This window comes from Pseudothauera nasutitermitis, from assembly GCF_004801295.1.
Taxonomy (GTDB): Bacteria; Pseudomonadota; Gammaproteobacteria; order Burkholderiales; family Rhodocyclaceae; genus Pseudothauera; species Pseudothauera nasutitermitis.
The window spans coordinates 689,394-711,442 of the sequence record NZ_SSOC01000002.1 but is presented as its reverse complement, the minus strand read 5'-3'; the positions used below and the strand labels follow the sequence as shown (position 1 = coordinate 711,442).

Sequence of the window (22,049 nt, the reverse complement as noted above, 5' to 3'; positions counted from 1 at the left end):
CGCGTTGCCCACCGCCGAGGCCCTGCGTACCCGCCGCCCGGTGGCCTTGCGCCATGCCCACGGCCCGGCCCGGCGCACCGGCGCCCGCCTGCGGCACGCGGAACAACTGCGCCGGCGCCCGTCGCTCGCCGTTCCGCACGCCCAGGCACGGCCCGCCACGCGCGCGCTGGGCATCGGCCACCGGCCCAGCCCAGCCCCCGCCGCCATCCGCCTGCATATCCGCTGGTCGGACGGCATGCCCCCGCCGCCCGGCTACTGGTGGCCGATCTACCAGCCCCCGCCGCTGCGCATCGTCATCCCCTGCACCGGCGACTACATCCCGCGTCCGCTGCGCTGCCCGGTCGTGCTCGGCCTCGGCTACGAGATCCAACCGCCGTGCCCCATCGACCCGCCCCCCGGCACCATCGTCGTGCCCGTCCAGGAGGTCTACTACGTGCTCAACACATTCAGCCTCGCCATCGTCGGCGGCACCCCCATCAACGCCAGCGCCTTCCAGGCCAGCCTGGACTACGAGTCCTGGGCCTGGACGTGGTCCGCCACCGTGCCCGCCGCCTACCTAGACCAGTTGCGCCCGGTGGCCGGCGTTAAACGCGAAGTGCTCGCCACCATCAACGGCACCCCGCTGCGCCTCACCGTGGAATCCATCGTCCGCGAGCGCCGCTTCGGCCGCGCGGATCTGCGCATCGGCGGCCGCAGCCGCTCGGCGGAACTCGCCGCGCCGGCAGCACCGAGCGACACCCGCAGCGCGGATGAAGACCGCACCGCGCGCCAACTGATGGAAGCCGCGCTCACGGAAAACGGCGTGCCCATCGGCTGGGCCATCGACTGGCAGATCGAGGACTGGCTGGTCCCGGCCGGCATCTGGAACCACACCGGTACGGCCATGGACGCCATCACCCGCATCGCCCAGGCCGCCGGCGCCTATGTCCAGCCCCATGCCACCGCCCGCACCCTGCGCATCCTGCCCACGTACCCCGCCGCGCCCTGGGAGTGGGCCGCGCTCACCCCGGACATCGCGCTGCCGGAAGACGTGGTCACCATCGAAGGCATCGAGTGGTCCGACCAGCCCGACTACAACACCGTCTATCTGGCCGGCACCGGCATCCTCGGCCACGTCACCCGCACCGGCACCGCCGGCGACCGCGCCGCGCCCATGGTCACCGATGAGCTACTCACCCACGCCACCGCCACCCTGCAGCGTGGCCGCAGCATCCTCAGCAACACCGGCCGGCAGGCCCAGGTCGGCGTCACCCTGCCGGTGTTGCAGGAGACCGGAATCATCCTGCCTGGCGCGCTGCTCGACTACACCGAGCAGGGCACCATCCATCGAGGCCTCGCGCGTGGCGTGTCCGTGCAGGTCGATTTCCCGAAGATCACGCAGACCATCCAGGTGGAAACCCATGAACCTCTATAACCGCCTGCGCGCGCTCATCCCCGAGCCGCGCCTGGAATACGGCACCGTCGTCGCCACCACAGACACCGGCGTCCTTGTCGAACTCCCCGGCGGCGCCCGTGTGCATGCGCGCGGCGAGGCGGCGGTGGACACCGCGGTCTTCATCCGCGCCGGGGTCGTCGAAGGGCCGGCGCCGGGCGGGCTGATTTACACGCCGCAAACAGTGTGAAGAAGGGATAGTTGCCATCAAGTGTGTTTCACACTGAAGATATGGCCCTTCTGTCATGAGTATGAATGGTGTTTCATGCCCCTGCAGCGACCGGAATGGGCGAGTCAGTTTGAGCGGGAGAGTGGCAGCCTAACGTTGCGCCGCTTTCTGACTCCAAAGAAGTTCGATGATCTTCTGATAAAAGGGGAGCTGTATTTCCCCCCTGCATCAAGGTTTTCAGACGATAGGGAGGGAAGCTACAGCAATGTAGATCATGCTTACTGGGACAATCAGCTAGTGTCGTGGGGGGTTGATGGTGAGGGTAGATCCATTGCTGAGCGGGCGAAAACAGCAATTGCACAGGCAGGGCGTGGGGCCTACGTAATCAGTTGCTGGACGTGTGCAGATACGGCAGATACTCGAATGTGGTCTGACTACGCAGGCGGTGCGGAAGGAGTTGTTATAGAGACAACAGTTCGTCATCTTCGGGCAGCGATTGGGCCGGATTTTGTCATTGCGCCCGTTCGGTACCTAAACTATGACAAACACTTTTTGATGGAATTGGGCCCGGTTGATCTGTTTACGTGCAAGCAGGAATTATTTGCTTGGGAGAAGGAGGTTCGAGTCATTGGTGGCATGGAAATAGGTGCATGCTTGCACAGCCCCAGGCGTGTTCCGGTGGCGCTGGACCAGATGTTGACGTGCATACGCCTGCACGGTGATGCTCCCGCATCATTGGTGAGTTCCCGGAGGGAGTTTATTCTGCGTCGGTTACCCGGTACGCTGGTTGAGATGGTCAGGATTTGAATTCCTCTGGTATGTCTGTGGTTGGTAAGGTGGCAATTCTGGCTGTGGCACCGCCGCAGATCCCGACGTTGCTGGCAACGGCACGCCAGCCGCCTCCACCGGCGATCTGCTCGCCGACTTCGCCTGCCTGCGCAGCTCGACGCCCTGAGAGCGGTGCAGTGAGCGTGCAGATGTCCATCCTTGCCGCAGAATTTCCCGCAGCCTCCGCCCCCCGCCGAATCCTCTTGGTGCCGCTGGCAGGTCTGACCTGCGACCTGCGGGAGATGTGAAAGTGGTCAGAGACTGTTGCTGTTGCGCACCTGGGCTTCTTGAAACTGGCGATAGCCCTCATTATTTCCGAAAGCGCTTGAATCATAGAAGGCCATCACTTGGCCTTCATACCCGAAGGGGGCTGCATTTCCCTTGAACCCAATCTCTTCGAGCATGGCGAATTTCTCTAGGAGAGCTTTCAATCCAAGCCTGTGTTCCGGTGTGGGGTAATCAGGTGCCCCAGGCAAGGCCCGCGCAGCTATAAGCAGAAGCGTGGGCCCGTCAGTCTGATTCCGAATCAGGCGGAGATAGAAGCTCAGGCGATCCTTATCTAGCTCGGGTGACCTGAGATCCAGAAATTGCAGGATTTGCAGCAGGTTCATCCCGTTCTTGATCACTGCGGGGAAATGCAGGTCGCAGTTTTTCTGAGCGACGGCCACGGGCATCAAATTCAATCTCGAGCGCGACATCTGTAAATGTTGCCTGACAGCAATGAACTGTGAAACAGGCTCGGGCTGTAGATTGGCCAGGGATGAGGGCGGTGGCTCTCCTGCAAATTCTTCCGAAGAGGGAGGCCACCGCTCGGCTAATTCGGACAAACGATGGTTCGAATCCTTAAGTTGATCAAGTAAGGAGAAAAATGTACTCTCAAACGCCTGCTGTTTTAACGTCTCAGACTGCTTAGTCATGACGTCTCGAGTGGCCTCCAGCTCTCTTTTCTGGATGCCAACTGAGATCGCGAGCAAGCAGAACGCACCTGTGGCCACCACTGGATTCAGCACCCCGCCAATGAAGTCGCCAAATTGCCCCCATATCTCAGTATCTGTGCTTAAAGAGCTTCCACCTGGGGGGTGGATGGCGAACCAGTAAATGTAGGTCACCCAAGGGGCGAGAATGACCAAGGTCATTAATAGACTCCAAAGCGGCCATATCAAGATACGGCTGTGTCGCGTGGTTTTTGAGGGCATGGGTAGGACCTTTTCAAAACGCTGATCTTACCAATGTGAAATAATTGGCGCCTGCTTGCCGTGGCGAGGAACTCCATGCACGCCTACACTGGTCCTGATCTGATCGCGCTGCGCCGAGCCCTTGGGATCAACCATTTTGTAGGTAGATTTGTAGGCAGCGCGATTCTTATTCGATGATTGTGGCGTAATGAAAGAGTGTGTGAATTACTCCGTCTCCGCCAAAGCACTGAGCCCCGCACTGCGGGGCTTTTTGCTTTCCGGGCGTTCGTGACGCTGTGCGGTGCGTGGTCATGTCTGTCCGTAACGACGCGGGGTGGCGGGGCGATTGGCGGATAGCCGACATGCCGGCCCCCTCCGTTCCGCTCATGCGTGGCTCCCGCGCTGGCACGCCGATTGCTGGACTGCAGCCTGCCCCCAGCATCCCACGCCCGCATGTCCGTGCCGCCCACCTCCGCCCCGTCGCCCGCAGCGCCCGCCGCCGAACCGGTGCAGCGCGTCATGAAGGTGCGGCGCGACTACAACGCCTGGGTGGCGCGCGAAACGCTGGAGGATTACGCGCTGCGCTTCACCCCGCGCAGCTTCCGCAGGTGGAGCGAGATGCGCGTGGCCAACACCGCGTTCGGCGCGGCGGCCTTTCTGGTGCTGGAGGCGGTGGGCGCCACGCTGCTGGTGAACTACGGCTTCATCAACACTTTCTGGGCCATCGTGGCGATGAGCCTGATCATCTTCGCCACCGGGCTGCCGATCAGCGTGTATGCGGCGCGCCACGGGGTGGACATGGATCTGCTGACGCGCGGCGCGGGCTTCGGCTACATCGGCTCGACGATCACCTCGCTGATCTACGCCTGCTTCACCTTCATCCTGTTTGCGCTGGAAGCGGCCATCATGGCCTACGCGCTGGAGCTGGCCTTCGGCCTTGCACCAGTCTGGGGCTACATGGTGAGCGCGCTGGTGGTGATTCCGCTGGTCACCCACGGCATCACCCACATCAGTCGGCTGCAGACGCTTTCGCAGCCCTTGTGGATCGTGCTGCTGGTGCTGCCCTACGTGTTCCTGCTGCAACAGGAGCCGGAAGCCCTGCATGGGCTGTTCGCCTATGCGGGGCTGGACGGGCAGGGGGGCGAGTTCAACATGCACCTCGTTGGTGCGGCGGTGACCGTCGGCATTGCGCTGATCACCCAAGTTGGTGAGCAGGTCGATTACCTGCGCTTCATGCCGGAACAGACGCGCGCCAACCGCTGGCGCTGGTGGTTCGCGGTGCTGCTCGGCGGGCCCGGCTGGGTGCTGATGGGCGCGGTGAAGATGCTCGGCGGCGCGCTGCTGGCCTGGCTGGCGCTGAGCGCGCTGGTGCCCGCCGAGAAGGCGGTGGACCCTAACCAGATGTATCTGATCGGCTTCGGCTACGTGTTCGACGATGCGCGCGTGGTGCTCGCGGTCACCGCGGTGTTCGTCGTGGTTTCGCAGTTGAAGATCAACGTCACCAACGCCTATGCCGGTTCGCTGGCATGGTCCAACTTCTTCGCGCGGGTCACCCACAGCCATCCGGGGCGGGTGGTGTGGATGGTGTTCAACACGCTGATTGCGCTGATGTTGATGGAACTCGACGTGTTCCAGGCGTTGGGCCAGGTGCTCGGCCTGTATTCCAACGTGGCGGTGGCCTGGTTCGCTGCGGTGGCCGCCGATCTGGTGATCAACAAGCCGCTGGGCTGGTCGCCCAAGGGCATCGAGTTCAAGCGCGCCCATCTGTATGACGTGAACCCGGTGGGCGTGGGCGCGATGCTGCTGGCCTCGGCCCTGTCGGTGGCCGCCTTCCTGGGCGCTTTCGGGCCGTCCGTGCAGCCCTACGCCACGCTGATCAGTCTGGGTGTGGCCTTCGCCGCCGCGCCGCTGATCGCCTGGGCCACCGGCGGGCGCTACTACCTGGCGCGCGCCGACCAGGCGCCGGCCGGCGGCGGGCTGCGGCGCTGCGTGGTGTGCGAGCGCGAGTACGAATCCGACGACATGGCGCATTGCCCGGCCTACCAGGGGCAGATCTGTTCGCTGTGCTGCGCGCTGGACGCACGCTGCCACGATCTGTGCAAACCGCAGGCCACGCTGGCCGCGCAATGGGAGGGCGTGGCGCGGCGCTGGCTGCCCGGGGTGGTGCAGCCCTGGCTGCATTCCGGACTGGGGCATTTCCTGGCACTGATGAGCTTCATCGTGCCTGCCCTGGCGCTGCTGCTCGGCCTGCTCTACCTGCACGAGGCCGAAGCGCTCGGCCGCACGCATGCCGAACTGGTGCCGGCCTTGCAGAGCAGCTTCATCAAGGCCTACGCGCTGCTGCTGCTGGTCGCCGGGGTGGCGGCGTGGTGGCTGGTGCTGGCGCACAAGAGCCGCAAGGTGGCGCAGGAGGAATCCAACCGCCAGACACATCTGCTGACTCGCGAGATCGACCTGCACCGGCGCACCGACGAGCAATTGCAACGCGCGCGCGCCCAGGCCGACCAGGCCAACCGGGCCAAGACGCGCTACATCACCACCATCAGCCACGAGATGCGCACGCCGCTCAACAGCATTCTCGGCTACGCCCAGATGCTCGCCGACGACCCGGCCGTGCCGGACAACCGGCGCCAGGCCCTGCGGGTGATCCGCCGCAGCGGCGAGCATCTGCTCTCGCTGATCGAAGGCACGCTGGACATCGCGCGTATCGAGGGCGGCAAGCTCAAGCTGGAAAGCGGTGCGCTGGACTTCCCACAGTTCGTCGACGACCTGGTGCATATGTTTGAACTGCAGGCGCGCGACAAGGGGCTGGCGTTCCGCTACGAGCAGGACGGTGAACTGCCGGCGGCGGTGCGTGCCGACGAGAAGCGCCTGCGCCAGATCCTCATCAACATCGTCGGCAACGCGGTGAAGTTCACCATGCGCGGCGAGGTGGTGCTGCGTCTGCGCTACGCGCGCGAGATGGCGGTATTCGAGGTGCGCGACAGCGGCCCTGGGATCGCTGCCGAGGATCTTGCGCGCATCTTCGAGCCCTTCGCGCGCGGCGTGTCCGGCAACGCGGAGGCCAGTGGCACCGGGTTGGGGCTGACCATCGCGCGCATGCTCACCGACCTGATGGGCGGCGAGATGCAGGTGGACAGCACGCCGGGGCGGGGCACCACTTTCCGCATCCGCCTGTTCCTGCCACGCGTGGCCGAGGCGCCTGCGGCGCGGCCGCGCACCATGCCGCGCCGGGTGGCCGCGCCGCCGCCGGTGCCCGTCCTGGTGTATCCGGAAACCGCCGCGCTGCATGCCCTGGACGAGTTGATCGGCCTGGGCTACCTGCGCGGCATCCTGGAAAAACTCGACGAAATCGAGGCGGCGCAGCCCGCCTGCGCGGAATTCGTCCGCCGCCTGCGCATACAGGCGCGCGAATTCCAGTTCGACGCCATGCGTTCCCTTGTTCTGGCCGGTCATGAATCCCGTGCGTAACCGAATTGACAACGACATCGTGCTGATCGTGGACGATGTGCCGGAAAATCTCTCGCTGCTGCACGACGCGCTCGACGAGGCCGGCTACACCGTGCTGGTGGCCACCCACGGCGAGGCCGCGCTGGCGCGTGCGCGCCAGAGCCTGCCGGACATCGTGCTGCTCGACGCGATGATGCCCGGCATGGACGGCTTCGAGGTGGCTCGGCGGCTGAAGGCGGATTTCGTCACCCAGCACATTCCCATCGTGTTCATGACCGGGCTGACCGAAACCGAGCACTTGGTGGCCGCCTTCGCCGCCGGCGGGGCGGATTACGTGACCAAGCCGATCCGCCCGGCCGAGGTGCTCGCGCGCATCGCCGCCCACTTGCAGAGCGCGCGCCACATGCGCCAGGCGCGCAGCGCGCTGGATGCCTTCGGTCAGGGCACGGTGGCCATCCACGGCGCCAGCGGGCGCATCACCTGGCAGACCGCGCTGGCACGCGCGCTGCTTGCCGAATGGTTTCCCGAGGCTGCCGGCGGTACGCCCGCGCGCCTGCTGGCCTGGGCCGAGAACGCCGAGCGCGCGCGCCGCACCGGCGAGGAGGCCCCGCAACGGGTGCATGCCGAAGGCCCGCGCCGCCTGCTCGCCACCTTTCACGACCGGGCGGCGGAAGAGGGCGCGGACGAATGGCTGATCGTGCTGCGCGAGGAAAACGACGCCTCCGCCATCGAGGCGCTGGTGGCCGCCTTCCGCCTCACCGCGCGCGAGGCCGAGGTGCTCTACTGGGTGATCCGCGGCAAGACCAACCGCGACATCGGCGACATTCTCGGCACCAGCCCGCGCACGGTGCACAAGCATCTGGAACACGTGTTCGACAAGCTCGGCGTGGAAACCCGTACCGCCGCCGCGTCGATGGCCATGGGCAAGCTGCGCGGCGCGGCAGGGGAGACCTGAATGAGGCGACATCCGCAGGGCACGGCCAGTGATCTGCTGCCGCATCCGCTGGAGCGCCGCCATGTGCGCGGCGAGTTCATCTGCACGCCGGGCGGGCGCGCCGACAAGGTGTTCGTGCTGCAGGAAGGGCGCGCGCGGGTGTTCATCGCAGGGGAAGGCAAGGAACTCACGCTGGCCTTCCTGGAGCCGGGCGAGATCTTCTCCACCCACAGCCGCGCCTGGGTGGAGGCGTTCACCGACTGCCGCGTGCAGGTCGCCGATACCGCCGGCTTCCAGGCCCGCCTGCTCGCCGAGCCGCAGCTCACCCCGGTGATCATCCGCGTGTTCGCCCGCCTGCTCGCCGGCTCCATCGGCATCATCGAAAACCTGGCCTTCCGCGACGTGCCGGCACGGCTCGCCAACTTCCTGTTGGAACGGGCGCGCGAGACCGACCCGGCGCTGCCGCCCGGCCTGCGCGTGGCGCTCGTGCTGCGCACCGAGGACATCGCCCGCCTGCTCGGCACCACCCGACAGAGCGTTTCCTCGCTCATCACCCAGCTGGAACGCGATGGGGTGGTGGCGCGCGACGGCCGGCGCACCCTGATCCTGCTCGACCCCGCCGAACTGCGCCGCCGCGCCGGTGCGGGAGGATTGTCGGCTGGCTGACAGACGTCCGCCCGACCGACCGCCAAAATGCCGCCATCGACCCCATTCCGCCCGGAGCCCGAGATGTCCGACAACCCCTACGCCACCGCGCTCGCCGCCAATCCCTTTGCCCAGGCGCTCGACAAGCCGGACCGCTACGTGACCTTCTGCGGCATCGACTGCGACGGCAACGCCAAGCTGCTGATGCAGTATGTGCGCCGCCACATCGACCAACCGGGGCAGAGCAACGCCTTCTGGGACCAGTTCCGCGACAAGCTGGAGGGGCGCAGCAGCCAGCGCTGCGACGAACTCTTCCTGGTGCATAGCTACATCAACATGCTGCGCGAACTGTTCGAGACCCATGACGACCAGGAAGCCCTGGCGCTGCTCGACAAGCTCGAGGACGAATGCTGCTGAACTTCCGGGCCGCTCCCCGGCGTCCGCTGCAATGGCATTGCAAAGATTCTGAAAACTATGGCGAAAGACAGATATCGCAGAATCCTTCTTGCATGATTTGTAAGCTTGGGTAATATGCCGACACCGGGGCAGGGCAGCGCGATCGGTCGCGCTGGAACGCCCCGCTGGCCGTTGTTCTGCGTTTCATTCGACAGTACGACGAACGGCCAGCGGTCGCCGTGACCGGCAGATGGTTGCCGCGCACCCGTGGGGTGGTGCCGGCAGTACCCTGAACAGCGGAGGATTCGGGATGGCGGGCAAGGACAGCCTGGTGGCGTGGGACGAGAGCTACAGCCTCGGACTGGAAGAGATCGACGATCAGCACAAGGTGCTGTTCGACATCATGAACCACCTGTGGTCGGCCATCGTGCGCCGCACCGACAGTTCGGAGATGCTGCGCATCCTCGCCGAGCTGGAGCGGTATACCGTGACGCATTTCAGTGCTGAAGAGGCCTACATGCAGTCCACCGGCTACGCCGGCCTGGCGGCGCATCGCGCCCAGCACGAGCAGTTCGTCGCGCGCGTGAACGCCGCCCGCGCGGACATCCAGCAAGGCAAGCAGATCAGCCTGGAGCTGCTGCAGTTCCTGCGCGACTGGCTGGTGCGCCATATCCAGGTCGAGGACCGTGCCTATGCGCAGGCCTGTGCGCGCAGCACGCAGGGGCGCGGCCTGCTCGGCCGCTTCTTTGGCCGCCTGATGCGGTCCGCCTGACACGCTGTCCCGCGCAGGCCGCCCGCCGTGGCGGGCCGGCGATCAGGCGTCGCGCGGAGCCGGCGCGAGGCCGGGCAGGCGGGCCAGCGCGGCGGTCACCAGCAGCGCGAAGGCCAGCCGCGCCCACAGGATCGCCGAGAGATCGGCGCCCAGCAGCAGGATCAGCAGGGTGTCCTCGATGACGCTGTGGCACAGGCCCAGGAAGGCGAGGGTGAGGAAGATGTCGCGGGCGCTCAGATGCCCGCCGCGTGCCTCGCGGATCAGCAGTCCGGCGCCGAAGCTGATGCCCAGCGTGGCGCCGATGATGGTCACGTTGGCGGCCTCGCGGCCGACGCCGATGAACTTCAGCAGGGGCGTCAGCAGCCAGTGCATCAGGCGTTCGATGCCGAGCAGGCGCAACAGGCGCAGCATGGCCATCAGCGCGGCGATGATGAAGAACACCATGACCAGCACGTGCAACTGGTCGAGCGCCCAGCCGGCCAGCGTGGGGTCGGCGGCGGGCGGCTGCCAGAGCATGCGCGCGGGTTCCTGCAGGATGCCGGCGGCGGCGTAGACGAGATGGAGCAGGGCGCCGAGCACCAGTGCGCCGCCGATGCGCAAGGCCAGCGTGGCGCCCCAGCGCACACCGGCCGCGCGTGCCACCGCGCCTTCCACCGGCAGCGAATGGGCGAGCAGGATCATGGTGCCCAGCACGCTCACCTGCGCCACGCTGAGCGGCGTGCCCGGGCCGATGTCGGCATACACGGCCAGCGCAGTGTAGATGTTGGTGAGCATCGCCGCCGCCCAGACGATGCCCATCTCGTCGGGCAGGCCGACCAGACGCATCAGCGGCGAGAGCAGCCAGGCCAGCCAGACCGTGGCGCCGAACAGGTCGAGCGCCTTCACGGCGATCAGTGCGGGCACCATCACGCGCAGCAGGGTCAGATACACCCTGCCGGCATCGAGCAGGAAGTCGCGCAGTGCGTGGATGGGTTGCTGGAGTCGTGGAGGCATCGGCGGCATGCTAGGGTCTGTTGAGATGATCCGCGACGGCGGAACGGGGGAAATTCTAGCGGGTGGGGTAAAAATAGTTTCTCGGATTGCCTCTCATGCTTTTCTGAAAATTTCTTTATTGCTCCGTAGAATTCATTTTATTTCCTGAAGGGAATGCGCATGGCCGGCGAAACCTCCGTCGCACTCGACCGTCTGGACCGTCGCCTGCTCGCCGAACTGCAGCGCGACGCGGCGCTCACCAACGCCGCGCTGGCCGACCGCGTGGGCCTGTCGCCGCCGGCCTGCCTGAAGCGCGTGCGCCGCCTCGTCGAGCGCGGGGTGATCGCGCGCAGGGTGGCGCTGCTGGCGCCCGAGAGGCTCGGCCAGTGGCTGCATGTGGTGGTGGAAGTGACCATGGAACGCGACCGCAAGGACCTGTACCAGCAGTTCCTGCTGCGCGTGCAGGCGGCCACGGAAGTGAAGCAGTGCTACCAGGTCACCGGCGAGACCGACTTCGTGCTGATCGTGGTGGTGCCGGACATGGATGCCTACGACCGCTTCTGCGACCGCGTGCTGTACGCGGACGGCAATCTGCGCAAGTTCCGCACGATGGTCTCGCGCTTCCGCAACAAGTTCGACACCGCGCTGGACCTGTCGGCGGACGGGGATTGACGCTGCGGCAGAGCGGGCTCAGACGCGCAGCAGGGCCTCGAACACCGATTCGATGTCGAAGCGTTCGCCCTCGTCGTCGTCCAGCCTGAGCGACTGCTCGACGTGGCGCAGGTGGCGCATCAGGCGGTCGCGCGCGCCGTCCGCGTCGCCGGCGCGGATGCGCTGGACGATGTCGTGGTGCTCGTGGTCCATGCAGGCCTTGGCGTCGGCCGAGTCGTACAGCGCGATGATCAGGCTGCTGAGCGCCACCAGGCGGCGGGTGATGTCGTAGAACAGGCTGTTGCCGGTGAGTTCGGCGAGTAGCAGGTGGAAGTCGCCGGTGAGGCGGGTGAGCGCCTCGTGGTCGTGCTCAGTGCGCGCGCGGCTTTCCTGCTTGAGGTGCTTGTCGAGGCGGGCCGCCGCATCCGGCGCGAGCCCGCGCGCGAGCTGTTCGACCACCGCCGTCTCGATGGCGCGCCGCGCGGCGAACACCTCGGCCGTGTCCCGTGCGCTCGGGCTGGTCACATACGCGCCGTGGTTGGGCTTGAGGGTGATGATGCGGTCCTGCGCGAGGCGGCAGAACACCTCGCGCAGGCGCGTGCGGCTGACCCCGAACACGCGGCACAGGCGCTCTTCCGACAGCTTGGTGCCGGGCGGCAGCTTGCGGTGCGCGATGGCGTCGAACACCAGATCGTAGATGCGCTGGTTGTCGAGCGGCGGACGGGCTTCGGGGGCTTTCGGTGCGGCCGGCTTGCGGGCCGTTCGGGTGGCGGACATGGCGAATGCGTCGCGTGGGGAGCAACCGGCATTTTCGTCGGGAGCGGCGGCGGCGTAAACAGCGGCGGGGCCGGCGCCGCGCGCGGCGGGCGGAATGCAGGGCAAGCCGCGCGATGGTTTCATCCAGCTGAAACTTCGCTGTCGATTTCCATTATTTTCTGCATCTGAAACCCTCGCTAGCATCCACATCATCGCCACTCCCCCGACGGATGCCCGCCATGAACAACGAACAAGCCTACTGGCTGCCCTTCACCGCCAACCGCGCCTTCTGGAAGACCCCCCGGGTGATCACCGGCGCGCGCGGGCATTACTACACCACCGACGACGGCCGCCAGCTGCTCGACGGCTTTTCCGGCCTGTGGTCCTCCGGCCTGGGGCACTGCCACCCGCGCATCGTCGAGGCCGTGCGCGAGCAGGTCGGCACGCTGGACTACGGCATGGCCTTCCAGGTCGCCAACGACCGCGCGGTGGCGCTGGCCAGCGAGGTGGCCGCGCTGGCGCCGGCCGGGCTGGAGCGGGTGTTCTTCACCAACTCCGGTTCGGAATCGGCCGATACCGCGCTGAAGATCGCCCTGGCCTACCATCGCGCGCGCGGCGAGGGGCAGCGCACCCGGCTGATCGGCCGCGAGCGCGGCTACCACGGGGTGAACTTCGGCGGCATGTCGGTGGGCGGCATCCCCGGCAACCGCAAGGTGTTCAGCGCCACGCTGCTGCCCGGCACCGACCACCTCCGCCACACCTACAGCCGCGCCGACATGGCCTACAGCCGCGGGCAGCCGGCCTGGGGCGCGGAACTGGCCGACGATCTGGAGCGCCTGGCCGCGCTGCACGACGCCTCCAACATCGCTGCGGTGATCGTCGAGCCGGTGGCCGGCTCCACCGGCATCCTGGTGCCGCCGGTGGGCTACCTGCAGCGCCTGCGCGAGATTTGCGACAGGTACGGCATCCTGCTGATCTTCGACGAGGTCATCACCGCCTTCGGCCGCGTCGGCGCGCCGTTCGCCGCCGAGCGCTTCGGCGTCACGCCGGACCTCATCACCACGGCCAAGGGCCTTACCAACGGGGTGATTCCGATGGGCGCGGTGATCGTCAGCGAAAAGATCTACCAGGCGCTGATGCAGGGCCCGGACAACGCCGTTGAACTGTTCCACGGCTACACCTATTCCGGCCACCCGGTGGCCGCCGCCGCCGGGCTGGCGACCTTGCAGGTGTATCGTGAGGAAGACATCTTCGCCCGCGCCCGCGCGCTGGAACCGGTGTTCGAAGAGGCCATCCACGCCCTCAAGGGCGCGCCCCACGTCATCGACGTGCGCAACTTCGGGCTGATGGGCGGCATCGAACTCGAACCCTGCCCGGGCGCGCCGGGCGCGCGCGGCCTGGAAGTCTTCCTGAAGTGCTTCGAGGCCGGCGTGGTGATCCGCAACGGCGGCGACATCCTGCAGTTCTCGCCTTTCCTGGATTCCACCCCGGATGAACTGGCGCGCATCTTCGACACCGTGCGCGAGGCGCTCGGCAAGGTGGCTTGAGCCTTTCCCCAACCCCATTCAACGAACGACAACCATGACGATTCTCGGACACTTCATCGACGGCCGCGCCGTTGCCGACACCCACCGGCCGCAGCCGGTGTTCAACCCCGCCCTCGGCACCCCGGTGCGCGAGGTGGCGCTGGCTTCGAAAGCCACCGTCGAATCCGCCATCGCCGCCGCCGAGGCCGCCTTTCCGGCCTGGCGCAAGACCCCGCCGCTGAAGCGCGCGCGCATCCTGTTCAAGTACAAGGAACTGCTGGAACGCCACGCCGACCGCATCGTCGCGGCCATCGTCGAAGAGCACGGCAAGGTCTGGGAAGACGCCCACGGCGAACTGGCGCGCGGCATCGAGGTGGTGGAATACGCCTGCGGCGCGCCGGAATTCCTCAAGGGCGAGCACAGCCGCGACGTGGGGCCGGAGATCGACTCCTGGTCGGAATTCCCGCCGCTGGGCGTGGTGGCCGGCATCACTCCGTTCAACTTCCCGGCCATGGTGCCCATGTGGATGTTCCCGATGGCGATCGCCTGCGGCAACACCTTCGTGCTCAAGCCCTCGGAGAAAGACCCGTCCGCGCCGCTGATCCTCGCCGAACTGCTCGCCGAAGCCGGCCTGCCGGCCGGCGTGTTCAACGTGGTCAACGGCGACAAGGAAGCGGTCGACACCCTGCTCACCGACCCGCGCGTGCAGGCCGTGAGTTTCGTCGGCTCCACGCCCATCGCCGAATACATCTACGCCACCGGCACCGCGCACGGCAAGCGCGTGCAGGCCCTGGGCGGCGCCAAGAACCACGCCGTGCTGATGCCGGACGCGGATCTCGACAACGCCGTCAACGCCATCATGGGCGCGGCCTACGGCTCCTGCGGCGAGCGCTGCATGGCGATTTCCGTGGTCGTCGCGGTGGGCGATGCGGTGGCCGACGCGCTGGTCGCCAAGCTCAAGCCCAAGGTCGAGGCGCTGCGCATCGGCAACGGCGCCGAGCGCGGGCTGGACATGGGCCCGCTGGTCACCGGTGCGCACCGCGACAAGGTGCGCGGCTACATCGACGCGGGCGCGGAAGAGGGCGCCGAACTGGTGGTGGATGGCCGTGGCCTAAAGGTGGCCGGCCATGAGGGGGGCCACACCGGGGGTTTCTTCCTCGGCGGCACGCTGTTCGACCACGTCAAGCCGTCGATGCGCATCTATCGGGAAGAGATCTTCGGCCCGGTGCTGGCCGTGGTGCGCGTGCAGACGCTGGAAGAAGCCATCGCGCTGATCGACGCCCACGAATTCGGCAACGGCACCTGCATCTTCACCCGCGATGGCGCGGTGGCGCGGCTGTTCACCGACCGCGTGCAGGTCGGCATGGTGGGCGTCAACGTGCCCCTGCCGGTGCCGGTGGCCTGCCAGAGCTTCGGCGGCTGGAAGCGCTCGCTGTTCGGCGACCTGTACGCCTACGGCCCGGACGCGGTGCGCTTCTACACCCGGCGCAAGACGCTCACCCAGCGCTGGCCCAGCGCCGGCATCGAAAAGGCGCAGTTCGCCTTCCCCAGCAACGCTTGAACCGGAGCCCCGTGATGAACGACCGCTTGTCCGCCACCGCACTGGCCGTCGATGGCGCCCGCCTGTGGCAATCGTTGATGGACCTGGCGCGCATCGGCGCCACCGACAAGGGCGGCGTGGCGCGCCTGGCGCTCACCGACCTGGACGGCCAGGCGCGCGACCTGTTCGCGCAATGGTGCCGCGCCGAAGGCTGCACGATCCGCGTCGATGGCATCGGCAACATCTTCGCCCGCCGCCCCGGCGCGCGCGACGACCTGCCGGCCATCGCCACCGGCAGCCACATCGACACCCAGCCCACCGGCGGCAAGTTCGACGGCAACTACGGCGTGATGGCCGGGCTGGAAGTGCTGCGCACTCTCAACCGGCACGGCGTGCGCACCGAGGCGCCCATCGAGGTGTGCGTATGGACCAACGAGGAAGGCTCGCGCTTCGTGCCGGTGATGATGGGTTCCGGCGTGTATTGCGATGACTTCACGCTGGACTACGCCCTGTCGCGCGCCGACCACGACGGCGTCAGCGTGCGCGAGGCGCTCGCCGCCATCGGCTACGCCGGCCCCGCGCCGGCCTCGGTGGCCGCCGGCGCGCCGCGCTTCGGCGCCTACTTCGAAGCGCACATCGAGCAGGGCCCGGTGCTGGAAGATGCCGGCATCGTCATCGGCGCGGTCACCGGCGCGCTCGGCCAGCGCTGGTACGACGTAACGGTCAGCGGCATGGAAGCCCATGCCGGCCCCACGCCCATGCACCTGCGCAAGGACGCGCTGTTCGCTGCCACCCACCTGATGCAGAAGGTGGTGGACATCGCCCTCGCACACCAGCCCAACGGGCGCGGCACGGTGGGCTGCGTGCATGTGCATCCGAACTCGCGCAACGTCATCCCCGGCCGGGTGGAATTCACCGTCGACTTCCGCCATGGCGACGACGCCGGCCTGCTCGCCATGGACGCTGCGCTGCGCCAGGCGGCCGCCGAACTGCAACGCGATTTCCCAGTGGGCGTGGCGCTCGAGCAGGTGGTGTATTTCGAACCCGTCGCCTTCGATCCGTTGCTGGTCGATGCCATCCGCCTGGGCGCCCGGCGTTCCGGCAACGCTTGTCTGGACATCGTCAGCGGTGCCGGCCACGATGCGGTGTACGTCGCGCGCACCGCGCCGACCGCGATGATCTTCGTGCCGTGCAAGGACGGCATCTCGCACAACGAGATCGAGGATGCCGACCCGGCGCACCTGGAAGCGGGGGCGAACGTGCTGCTGCATGCGATGCTGGAGCGGGCGGGGGTGGTGCCCTAGGGCGTGTTCCCACTATCCGCAACGCCGAGATGCGCCCGATTGGGCGGTGGCGCGACCGCCGGGGATAGTGGGAACACGCCCTAGGCGGGAGCCGCCTTCCTCCTGGGTCGGTCTTGGATAGCGTTGTTGATTTGAGTATTGTTATCATTCTCAACATCTCGAATCACCGAAGCTTCGCATGCCCGCCAGTCCGTCACCGCCGCAGACGCCCGCCGTATCCGTCGAAGACCTTTACCGTGCCAACCACGACAGCCTGCGCGCGTGGCTGCGCCGCCGTCTGCGCGACACGGACACGGTGGCGGACCTCGTCCATGACGTGTTCACCCGCATCCTGGTCAAGCCGCAGGTGCTGGAGACGGTGCGCGAGCCGCGCGCCTATCTGGTGACCATCGCCAGGGGCGTGCTCAACGACCACCATCGCCGCCAGGCGCTCGAACGCGCCTGGCTCGATACGCTGCGGGAGCTGCCCGAAGCCCTGGTGCCCTGCGAGGAAACCCGGCTGATCGCGCTGCAGACCCTGCACGAGCTCGATGCCCTGCTGAGCCGCCTGCCGCCCAAGGCGCGCGGCGTGTTCGTGCTCTCGCAGATGGAAGGGCTGAGCTACGCGCAGATCGCCGAACGCCTGGACATCGGCGTGCGCAGCGTGCAGCGCTACATGACGCAGAGCTTCGAAGCGGTGCTCACCCTGATGGACGATTGAGTCCGCGCCATGGCAGCCCCCGATTCTCCGCTCGATCCCGCGGTGATCCGCCAGGCCGCGCAGTGGCTGGCGTGGCTGCATTCCGGTTCCGCCAGCGCGCAGGATACGGAAGCCTGCCGGCATTGGCGCGAGGCCGATCCCGCGCACGAACGGGCCTGGCAGCGGGCCGAGCGGCTGAAGGCGCGTTTCGGCCTGGTGCCGGCCGAACTGGGTGTGCCGGTGCTGACGCGCGCCGAAGCGCCGCGCAACAAGGGGCGGCGCACGGTGCTGCGTTCTGTTGGCCTGTTCGCGATGCTGGGGGGCAGCGGCTGGCTGGCCTGGCAGCACCGTCCCGGCCTGGTGGAATTCCACACCGCGGCCGGCGAACGCCGTGAAATCACCTTGGCCGACGGCACCCGCGTCCAACTCAACAGCGGCAGCGCGGTGGAAGTGCGCTACGACGATATGCAACGCCTGGTGTTGCTGCGGCATGGGGAAATCCTGGTGCAGACGGCGCCCGACCCGGCGCCTGCGGCACGCCCCTTCATCGTGCGCAGCACACATGGGCGCATGCGCGCGCTGGGCACCCGCTTCGCCGTGCATGAACAGGAAAGCGCCACCCGCCTGAGCGTCTTCGACGGCCGCGTCGAAGCGACGCCGGCCGCCGGCACGGGCGCGCGCATCGTGCAGGCCGGGGAGCGGGTGCTGCTGGACGCCGCCGGCGTGTCCGAGCCCGCCGCACATCGCGGCGAACTGGCCGAGGCCGGCTGGGCGCGCGGCGTGCTGTACGCCGACGACATGCGGCTGGATGCCTTCCTCGCCGAACTGGCGCGCCACCGCCCCGGCATCCTGCGCTGCGCGCCGGAAGTGGCCGGCCTGCGCATCTCCGGCGCTTTCCAGCTGGCTGATACCGATCACGTCCTCGACAGCGTGGCCGCCACCTTGCCGGTGCGCGTGCAGCGCCGCACGCGCTACTGGGTCAGCGTGCTGCCCGCCGTGTGACGGGTTCCGGGCCGCTGCGGGCGCTGGGCCATACAGGCGGTTTTGCGTGACCCGATTCTTTTTTCCGGAAGTTTGGCCGTTTTGCACCGGCTCGCTCGGCATGCAGTGGATTCATCGCTCAATGGACCCACGAACAGGAGCCCAGCCCGTGTCCAGATCCTCTCTCCGCGCCGCCCGCGCGCCGTCCGTGCCCGTGCTTCCCAACGCGCTCGCCCAGGCCGTATTGCTGGCGCTCGGCCTGCTCGCGGCCGTGCCGCCGGCGTTGTCGCAGTCCTCCACGGCCGTGCAGGACGCGCAGCCCGCTCTGCGCGACTACGACCTCCCCGCCGGCCCGCTCGGCGCCACGCTGTCCGCCTTTGCCGGCGAGGCCGGCGTCACGCTGTCGTTCGAGCCGGAACAGACCGCCGGCCGCCACAGCGCCGGGCTGCGCGGCCGTTACACCATCGCGCAGGGCTTCGCTGCGCTGCTCGCCGGCAGCGGGCTGGAAGCCTTCGAGCGCGGCAACGGCGGTTACGCGCTGCGCGCCCTGCAGCAGGAGCGCGAGGCGGTGCTGCCCGCCATCGCGGTTTCCGGCAAGGCCTTCGGCGCCACCACCGAAGGCACCGGCTCCTACACCACCTGGTCCACCAGCAGTTCCACCCGCCTGAACCTGTCTCCGCAGGAAACCCCGCAGGCGGTCACCGTGCTGACCCGGCAGCGGCTGGACGACCAGAAGCTGGACACGCTGGTCGACGCGCTCAACGCCACGGCCGGCATCTCCGTCCAGCAAAGCTCGATCGGGCAGGATAGCCCCAACATCTACGCGCGCGGCTCCAGCCTGGGCAACTTCCAGATCGACGGCGTGCCGACCTCCACCAGCATGAGTCCCTTCCTCGCCAATACGGCCGCCTACGACCGCGTGGAAGTGGTGCGCGGCGCCACGGGGGTCATGAACGGCCTCGGCACGCCGGCGGCCACGGTCAACCTGATCCGCAAGCGGCCAACCGCCGAGACGCGGCGCACGCTCACGCTGCAGGCCGGCAACTGGGACCGCTATGGCGCCGGGGCCGACGTATCCGGCGCCATGAACGAGAGCGGCACGGCACGCCTGCGCCTGGTCGGCGACTACAAGCAACAGGGCGCCTGGGTGGATCGCTTCAAACAGGAGAGCCTCGCGCTCTACGGCATCGGCGAGTTCGACCTGAGCGAGCACACGCTGCTCACCGTCGGCTTCAACCATCTGCGGCAGGATAGCGACTCCGCCATCATCAGCCGGCCGCTCTATTTCAGCAATGGCCAGCGCATCCCGCTGTCGCGCTCGGGCAATACCAGCCAGAAGTGGCGCTACTACAAGCACGACATGGATGGCATCTTCGCCTCGCTGGAACACCGCTTCGGTTCCGGATGGGTCGGCAAGGTGGAGTACAGCCATACGCGCTATGACTACGATGGCCTGGTCGCGAGCTTCCTCGGCACGGTCGACCCGGCAACCGGCGCAGGCGTGACGATTCGACCGAACCGTTGGGAACACCAACTCAAGCAGGACAACGTCGATGCCTACGTTTCCGGCATGTTTCCGCTGTTCGGCCGCGACCATGAGCTGATTGCCGGCCTCACGCTGTCGAAGCTCAGGTCGCACGGCCCGGCCTACACCCTGGATGCGGGCTATCCCGTTGCGACCACCGTCCATGAGTGGGCCAATGCACCGGCTCCGACGTTTGCAAAAACCGGCAGCTCCCGTGGAGAAGAGCGCAACTACGGTGCCTTCGTGAATGCCCGCTTCACGCTCACGGATGACACCAGCCTGCTGCTCGGGGGGCGCACCACCCGCTGGGCGCGGGATCATGACGAAACCAGCGTTCTGTGGGGGGACTTCTCCACCCGCGAGCGCAAGAACACCTTCGTCCCGTATGCCGGCATCGTGCATGCGCTGAACGACACCTGGTCGGTCTATGCCAGCTACACCAAGATCTTCCGGCCGCAGGATTCCTGGCTCAGCGAGTTCATCCCGACGGCGCTGAAACCCGAGGAAGGCGTCAGCTATGAAGCGGGCGTCAAGGCCGGCTTCCACGGCGGCCGCCTGACGGCCAGCCTGTCGGTGTTCCGCAACGAAGTAGACAACCTGGCCGTCTGGAACAATGACGCGTTCACCTACGACCTGCTGGGCAACACCCGCGCCCGAGGCGTCGAACTGGAGCTCAACGGTGAACTGGCGCCGGGCTGGCAGCTTTCGGCGGGTTACGCCTATGCGACCACCGAAGATGGCGACGGCCAACGCGTGCTCACCTACGTTCCCCGCCAGACGCTGAAGCTGTTCACCAGCTACCGCCTGCCCGGCGCATGGGAGAAACTCACGCTGGGCGGCGGCCTCCATTGGCAGAATGCCATTACCAGCGGGAGCGGCTTCAACTACCGGCAAGGCAGTCTCGCCCTGGTCAGCCTGATGGCGCGCTACCAGATCGACCGGAGTCTGTCCGTTTCCCTCAACCTGAACAATGCGCTGGACCGGCGTTATTTCAGCGGTATCGGCGAAAACGGTCTTTACGGCGCCCCGCGCAACTTCATGGCCTCGCTGAAGTACAGCTTCTGAGCCCGGCGCGGGGCGGGCGGGGGCCGCAGGGACGGAGGAAAACCGCCGATTCATGCACACCCTGACACCCGCCGGCTTCCTCCTACCCCGCCCATTCAAAAGCGCGGCCGCGTTCGTCCAGGCTGATCATGCTTGCCGTGGAGCGGGTGGCCTTGCACAGCCAGCGCTGGTACGAGGCCCGCAGGGCCTGCCCGGTGCCGTGCAGGGCCGCCGGGTTGAACACGGCGGCGCAGGCCGTGCCGGGGCTGCGCGCGGATTCATAGCGTATCCAGTCGATTTCCGCATGGCGGGTGCGCACCGCTTCGGCCAGCGCATGGGTGTGGGTGTAATCGGACGGATGCGTCCACTGCGCCGCGCAGGCCACCCACGGCGGCGAGGTCAGGTCGATGGCCCGGCCCCGGATGCGGGCGTGGAAGAAGGTGTGCTCCGAGGTGACCGCCCGCGCGCCGGCCTCGCTCAGCCCGGCCGAATCGGCGACGAAGCGCATGCGCCACCAGGCCACTTCGGCGCAGGCTGCTGCCAGCGTGGCGGCACCGTACCACACGCCGCCCAGCCCCGAGGCGGCGCGCCGGAAGCGCGAGTCGTGCGCGGGCAGGTAGCGGAAGGGCGTGGCGAGCAGATAGGGCTTGCCGGCGGCCTCGGGCGGCAGGGCGGGCTTGCTGCCTTCCAGCAGTTCTTCCAGCAGGGCCTGCTCGTCGGCCGTGTCGACCAGGGCGAGGGAGGCGGCGAGGTACTGGGTTTCCACGCCGCGCCAGGCGCGGGGCATCTCCAGGTCGGCGTGCCGGTCCGCCAGCCATGCCTGCCACGGGGGCGGCGAAGTGGCGTTCATGCGGGCGCGCGCATGCCGTCCAGGTAGTTCAGCGTGCGGGCGAGGCCTTCCACCCGGCGGACGAGTTCGGCGGGGATGCCGTTGAGGGCGCGGTTGTGGGTGTGCATCCAGCGCTTGCGCTGGGCGTCGTCGCCGCCGACCAGGGGGTCGAGCGAGCGGAACACGCGGATCAGCAGCAGGGCGAATTCGCCTTCGCGGGTGTCCTGCTCGATGAGGCGCCCGCCGCGCTTCAGGCGGGTGACGCTGGATTCGCTGACGCCCAGCACCACGGCCAGGTCGACCGCCTTGAGCCCGAGCAGTTCCGCCGCCCGCACGGTGGCCTTGGTGAGCACGGCGGCCGCGTCGGGTCTGGTGCGTGCTTGGGTGGCTGGCATGGCGTCCCTCCGGAGTGCCGGTTCTACATGCACTCCATCATGGGCG

At 67.5% G+C, this 22,049-nt stretch carries 19 protein-coding genes; 14 read left to right on the top strand and 5 right to left on the bottom strand.

Going from position 1 to position 22,049, the window contains the following annotated elements; all coding sequences use genetic code 11:
• On the top strand, positions 1 to 1,414 hold a 1,414-nt coding region (locus E6C76_RS22025), incomplete at its 5' end, for a hypothetical protein (protein WP_168734271.1).
• Positions 1,401 to 1,622 (top strand): hypothetical protein, encoded by a 222-nt coding sequence (locus E6C76_RS07345; protein ID WP_136347571.1) that lies wholly within the window; start codon positions 1,401 to 1,403, stop codon positions 1,620 to 1,622. The genes E6C76_RS22025 and E6C76_RS07345, both read left to right, overlap by 14 nt.
• Before the next feature lie 1,061 nt (positions 1,623 to 2,683).
• Here E6C76_RS07345 and E6C76_RS07340 read toward each other — a convergent pair.
• The gene (locus E6C76_RS07340) at positions 2,684 to 3,565 is read right to left on the bottom strand and encodes a hypothetical protein (protein WP_136347570.1); all 882 of its coding nucleotides are present in this window, start codon (positions 3,563 to 3,565) and stop codon (positions 2,684 to 2,686) included.
• A 492-nt stretch (positions 3,566 to 4,057) separates the two neighbouring features.
• On the opposite strand from E6C76_RS07340, the gene E6C76_RS07335 reads away from it, so the two are divergent.
• The 5 genes from E6C76_RS07335 to E6C76_RS07315 all read left to right on the top strand — a co-directional run bounded on the left by E6C76_RS07335 (position 4,058) and on the right by E6C76_RS07315 (position 9,801).
• Entirely contained in the window at positions 4,058 to 7,075 is a 3,018-nt protein-coding gene (locus tag E6C76_RS07335; protein WP_136347569.1) for an ATP-binding protein, read from the top strand.
• Positions 7,059 to 8,009 (top strand): response regulator transcription factor, encoded by a 951-nt coding sequence (locus E6C76_RS07330; RefSeq protein WP_136347568.1) that lies wholly within the window; start codon positions 7,059 to 7,061, stop codon positions 8,007 to 8,009. The genes E6C76_RS07335 and E6C76_RS07330 overlap by 17 nt, the downstream gene beginning before the upstream one ends.
• Complete coding sequence (locus tag E6C76_RS07325) at positions 8,010 to 8,654, top strand: Crp/Fnr family transcriptional regulator (protein WP_136347567.1); 645 nt, start codon at positions 8,010 to 8,012, stop codon at positions 8,652 to 8,654.
• Positions 8,655 to 8,717: 63 nt separating this feature from the next.
• Positions 8,718 to 9,050: a N(2)-fixation sustaining protein CowN gene (cowN, locus tag E6C76_RS07320; RefSeq protein WP_168734270.1), complete on the top strand. Its 333-nt coding sequence runs from the start codon at positions 8,718 to 8,720 to the stop codon at positions 9,048 to 9,050.
• A 289-nt stretch (positions 9,051 to 9,339) separates the two neighbouring features.
• On the top strand, positions 9,340 to 9,801 hold the full coding sequence (locus E6C76_RS07315; protein ID WP_136347565.1) for a bacteriohemerythrin: 462 nt from the start codon (positions 9,340 to 9,342) through the stop codon (positions 9,799 to 9,801).
• A gap of 42 nt (positions 9,802 to 9,843) precedes the next feature.
• Here E6C76_RS07315 and E6C76_RS07310 read toward each other — a convergent pair whose 3' ends face one another.
• On the bottom strand, positions 9,844 to 10,794 hold the full coding sequence (locus tag E6C76_RS07310) for a hypothetical protein (protein WP_136347564.1): 951 nt from the start codon (positions 10,792 to 10,794) through the stop codon (positions 9,844 to 9,846).
• Between the two features lie 159 nt (positions 10,795 to 10,953).
• Here E6C76_RS07310 and E6C76_RS07305 point away from each other — a divergent pair, with 159 nt between their 5' ends.
• Positions 10,954 to 11,445: an Lrp/AsnC family transcriptional regulator gene (locus tag E6C76_RS07305; RefSeq protein ID WP_136347563.1), complete on the top strand. Its 492-nt coding sequence runs from the start codon at positions 10,954 to 10,956 to the stop codon at positions 11,443 to 11,445.
• 18 nt (positions 11,446 to 11,463) lie between these two features.
• Here the strand turns inward: E6C76_RS07305 and E6C76_RS07300 are convergent, their stop codons facing one another.
• A complete protein-coding gene (locus E6C76_RS07300) occupies positions 11,464 to 12,201 on the bottom strand; it encodes a GntR family transcriptional regulator (protein WP_136347562.1) in 738 nt (245 codons plus the stop codon).
• Between the two features lie 218 nt (positions 12,202 to 12,419).
• On the opposite strand from E6C76_RS07300, the gene E6C76_RS07295 reads away from it, so the two are divergent.
• The 6 genes from E6C76_RS07295 (at position 12,420) to E6C76_RS07270 (ending at position 20,800) form a co-directional block, all read left to right on the top strand.
• Positions 12,420 to 13,727 (top strand): aspartate aminotransferase family protein, encoded by a 1,308-nt coding sequence (locus tag E6C76_RS07295; RefSeq protein WP_136347561.1) that lies wholly within the window; start codon positions 12,420 to 12,422, stop codon positions 13,725 to 13,727.
• A 34-nt stretch (positions 13,728 to 13,761) separates the two neighbouring features.
• On the top strand, positions 13,762 to 15,267 hold the full coding sequence (locus E6C76_RS07290; protein WP_136347560.1) for a CoA-acylating methylmalonate-semialdehyde dehydrogenase: 1,506 nt from the start codon (positions 13,762 to 13,764) through the stop codon (positions 15,265 to 15,267).
• A gap of 14 nt (positions 15,268 to 15,281) precedes the next feature.
• Positions 15,282 to 16,550, top strand: coding sequence for a Zn-dependent hydrolase (locus tag E6C76_RS07285; RefSeq protein WP_136347559.1), 1,269 nt, complete (start codon positions 15,282 to 15,284; stop codon positions 16,548 to 16,550).
• A gap of 178 nt (positions 16,551 to 16,728) precedes the next feature.
• A complete protein-coding gene (locus E6C76_RS07280; protein ID WP_136347558.1) occupies positions 16,729 to 17,250 on the top strand; it encodes a sigma-70 family RNA polymerase sigma factor in 522 nt (173 codons plus the stop codon).
• Between the two features lie 9 nt (positions 17,251 to 17,259).
• Positions 17,260 to 18,231, top strand: coding sequence for a FecR domain-containing protein (locus E6C76_RS07275; protein WP_136347557.1), 972 nt, complete (start codon positions 17,260 to 17,262; stop codon positions 18,229 to 18,231).
• A 148-nt stretch (positions 18,232 to 18,379) separates the two neighbouring features.
• The gene (locus tag E6C76_RS07270) at positions 18,380 to 20,800 is read left to right on the top strand and encodes a TonB-dependent siderophore receptor (protein ID WP_230976177.1); all 2,421 of its coding nucleotides are present in this window, start codon (positions 18,380 to 18,382) and stop codon (positions 20,798 to 20,800) included.
• 82 nt (positions 20,801 to 20,882) lie between these two features.
• Here the strand turns inward: E6C76_RS07270 and E6C76_RS07265 are convergent, their stop codons facing one another.
• Both E6C76_RS07265 and E6C76_RS07260 read right to left on the bottom strand, forming a co-directional pair.
• On the bottom strand, positions 20,883 to 21,629 hold the full coding sequence (locus tag E6C76_RS07265) for an RES family NAD+ phosphorylase (protein WP_211090144.1): 747 nt from the start codon (positions 21,627 to 21,629) through the stop codon (positions 20,883 to 20,885).
• Positions 21,626 to 22,003: an MbcA/ParS/Xre antitoxin family protein gene (locus E6C76_RS07260; RefSeq protein WP_136347555.1), complete on the bottom strand. Its 378-nt coding sequence runs from the start codon at positions 22,001 to 22,003 to the stop codon at positions 21,626 to 21,628. The genes E6C76_RS07265 and E6C76_RS07260 overlap by 4 nt, the downstream gene beginning before the upstream one ends.
• Positions 22,004 to 22,049: the final 46 nt, after the last annotated feature.

Coding starts and splice junctions, on each gene's coding strand:
- E6C76_RS07345 (WP_136347571.1), top strand. CDS start 1,401: ATGAACCTCTATAACCGCCTGCGCGCGCTCATCCCCGAGCCGCGCCTG.
- E6C76_RS07340 (WP_136347570.1), bottom strand. CDS start 3,565: ATGACCTTGGTCATTCTCGCCCCTTGGGTGACCTACATTTACTGGTTC.
- E6C76_RS07335 (WP_136347569.1), top strand. CDS start 4,058: ATGTCCGTGCCGCCCACCTCCGCCCCGTCGCCCGCAGCGCCCGCCGCC.
- E6C76_RS07330 (WP_136347568.1), top strand. CDS start 7,059: ATGAATCCCGTGCGTAACCGAATTGACAACGACATCGTGCTGATCGTG.
- E6C76_RS07325 (WP_136347567.1), top strand. CDS start 8,010: ATGAGGCGACATCCGCAGGGCACGGCCAGTGATCTGCTGCCGCATCCG.
- cowN (WP_168734270.1), top strand. CDS start 8,718: ATGTCCGACAACCCCTACGCCACCGCGCTCGCCGCCAATCCCTTTGCC.
- E6C76_RS07315 (WP_136347565.1), top strand. CDS start 9,340: ATGGCGGGCAAGGACAGCCTGGTGGCGTGGGACGAGAGCTACAGCCTC.
- E6C76_RS07310 (WP_136347564.1), bottom strand. CDS start 10,794: ATGCCTCCACGACTCCAGCAACCCATCCACGCACTGCGCGACTTCCTG.
- E6C76_RS07305 (WP_136347563.1), top strand. CDS start 10,954: ATGGCCGGCGAAACCTCCGTCGCACTCGACCGTCTGGACCGTCGCCTG.
- E6C76_RS07300 (WP_136347562.1), bottom strand. CDS start 12,201: ATGTCCGCCACCCGAACGGCCCGCAAGCCGGCCGCACCGAAAGCCCCC.
- E6C76_RS07295 (WP_136347561.1), top strand. CDS start 12,420: ATGAACAACGAACAAGCCTACTGGCTGCCCTTCACCGCCAACCGCGCC.
- E6C76_RS07290 (WP_136347560.1), top strand. CDS start 13,762: ATGACGATTCTCGGACACTTCATCGACGGCCGCGCCGTTGCCGACACC.
- E6C76_RS07285 (WP_136347559.1), top strand. CDS start 15,282: ATGAACGACCGCTTGTCCGCCACCGCACTGGCCGTCGATGGCGCCCGC.
- E6C76_RS07280 (WP_136347558.1), top strand. CDS start 16,729: ATGCCCGCCAGTCCGTCACCGCCGCAGACGCCCGCCGTATCCGTCGAA.
- E6C76_RS07275 (WP_136347557.1), top strand. CDS start 17,260: ATGGCAGCCCCCGATTCTCCGCTCGATCCCGCGGTGATCCGCCAGGCC.
- E6C76_RS07265 (WP_211090144.1), bottom strand. CDS start 21,629: ATGAACGCCACTTCGCCGCCCCCGTGGCAGGCATGGCTGGCGGACCGG.
- E6C76_RS07260 (WP_136347555.1), bottom strand. CDS start 22,003: ATGCCAGCCACCCAAGCACGCACCAGACCCGACGCGGCCGCCGTGCTC.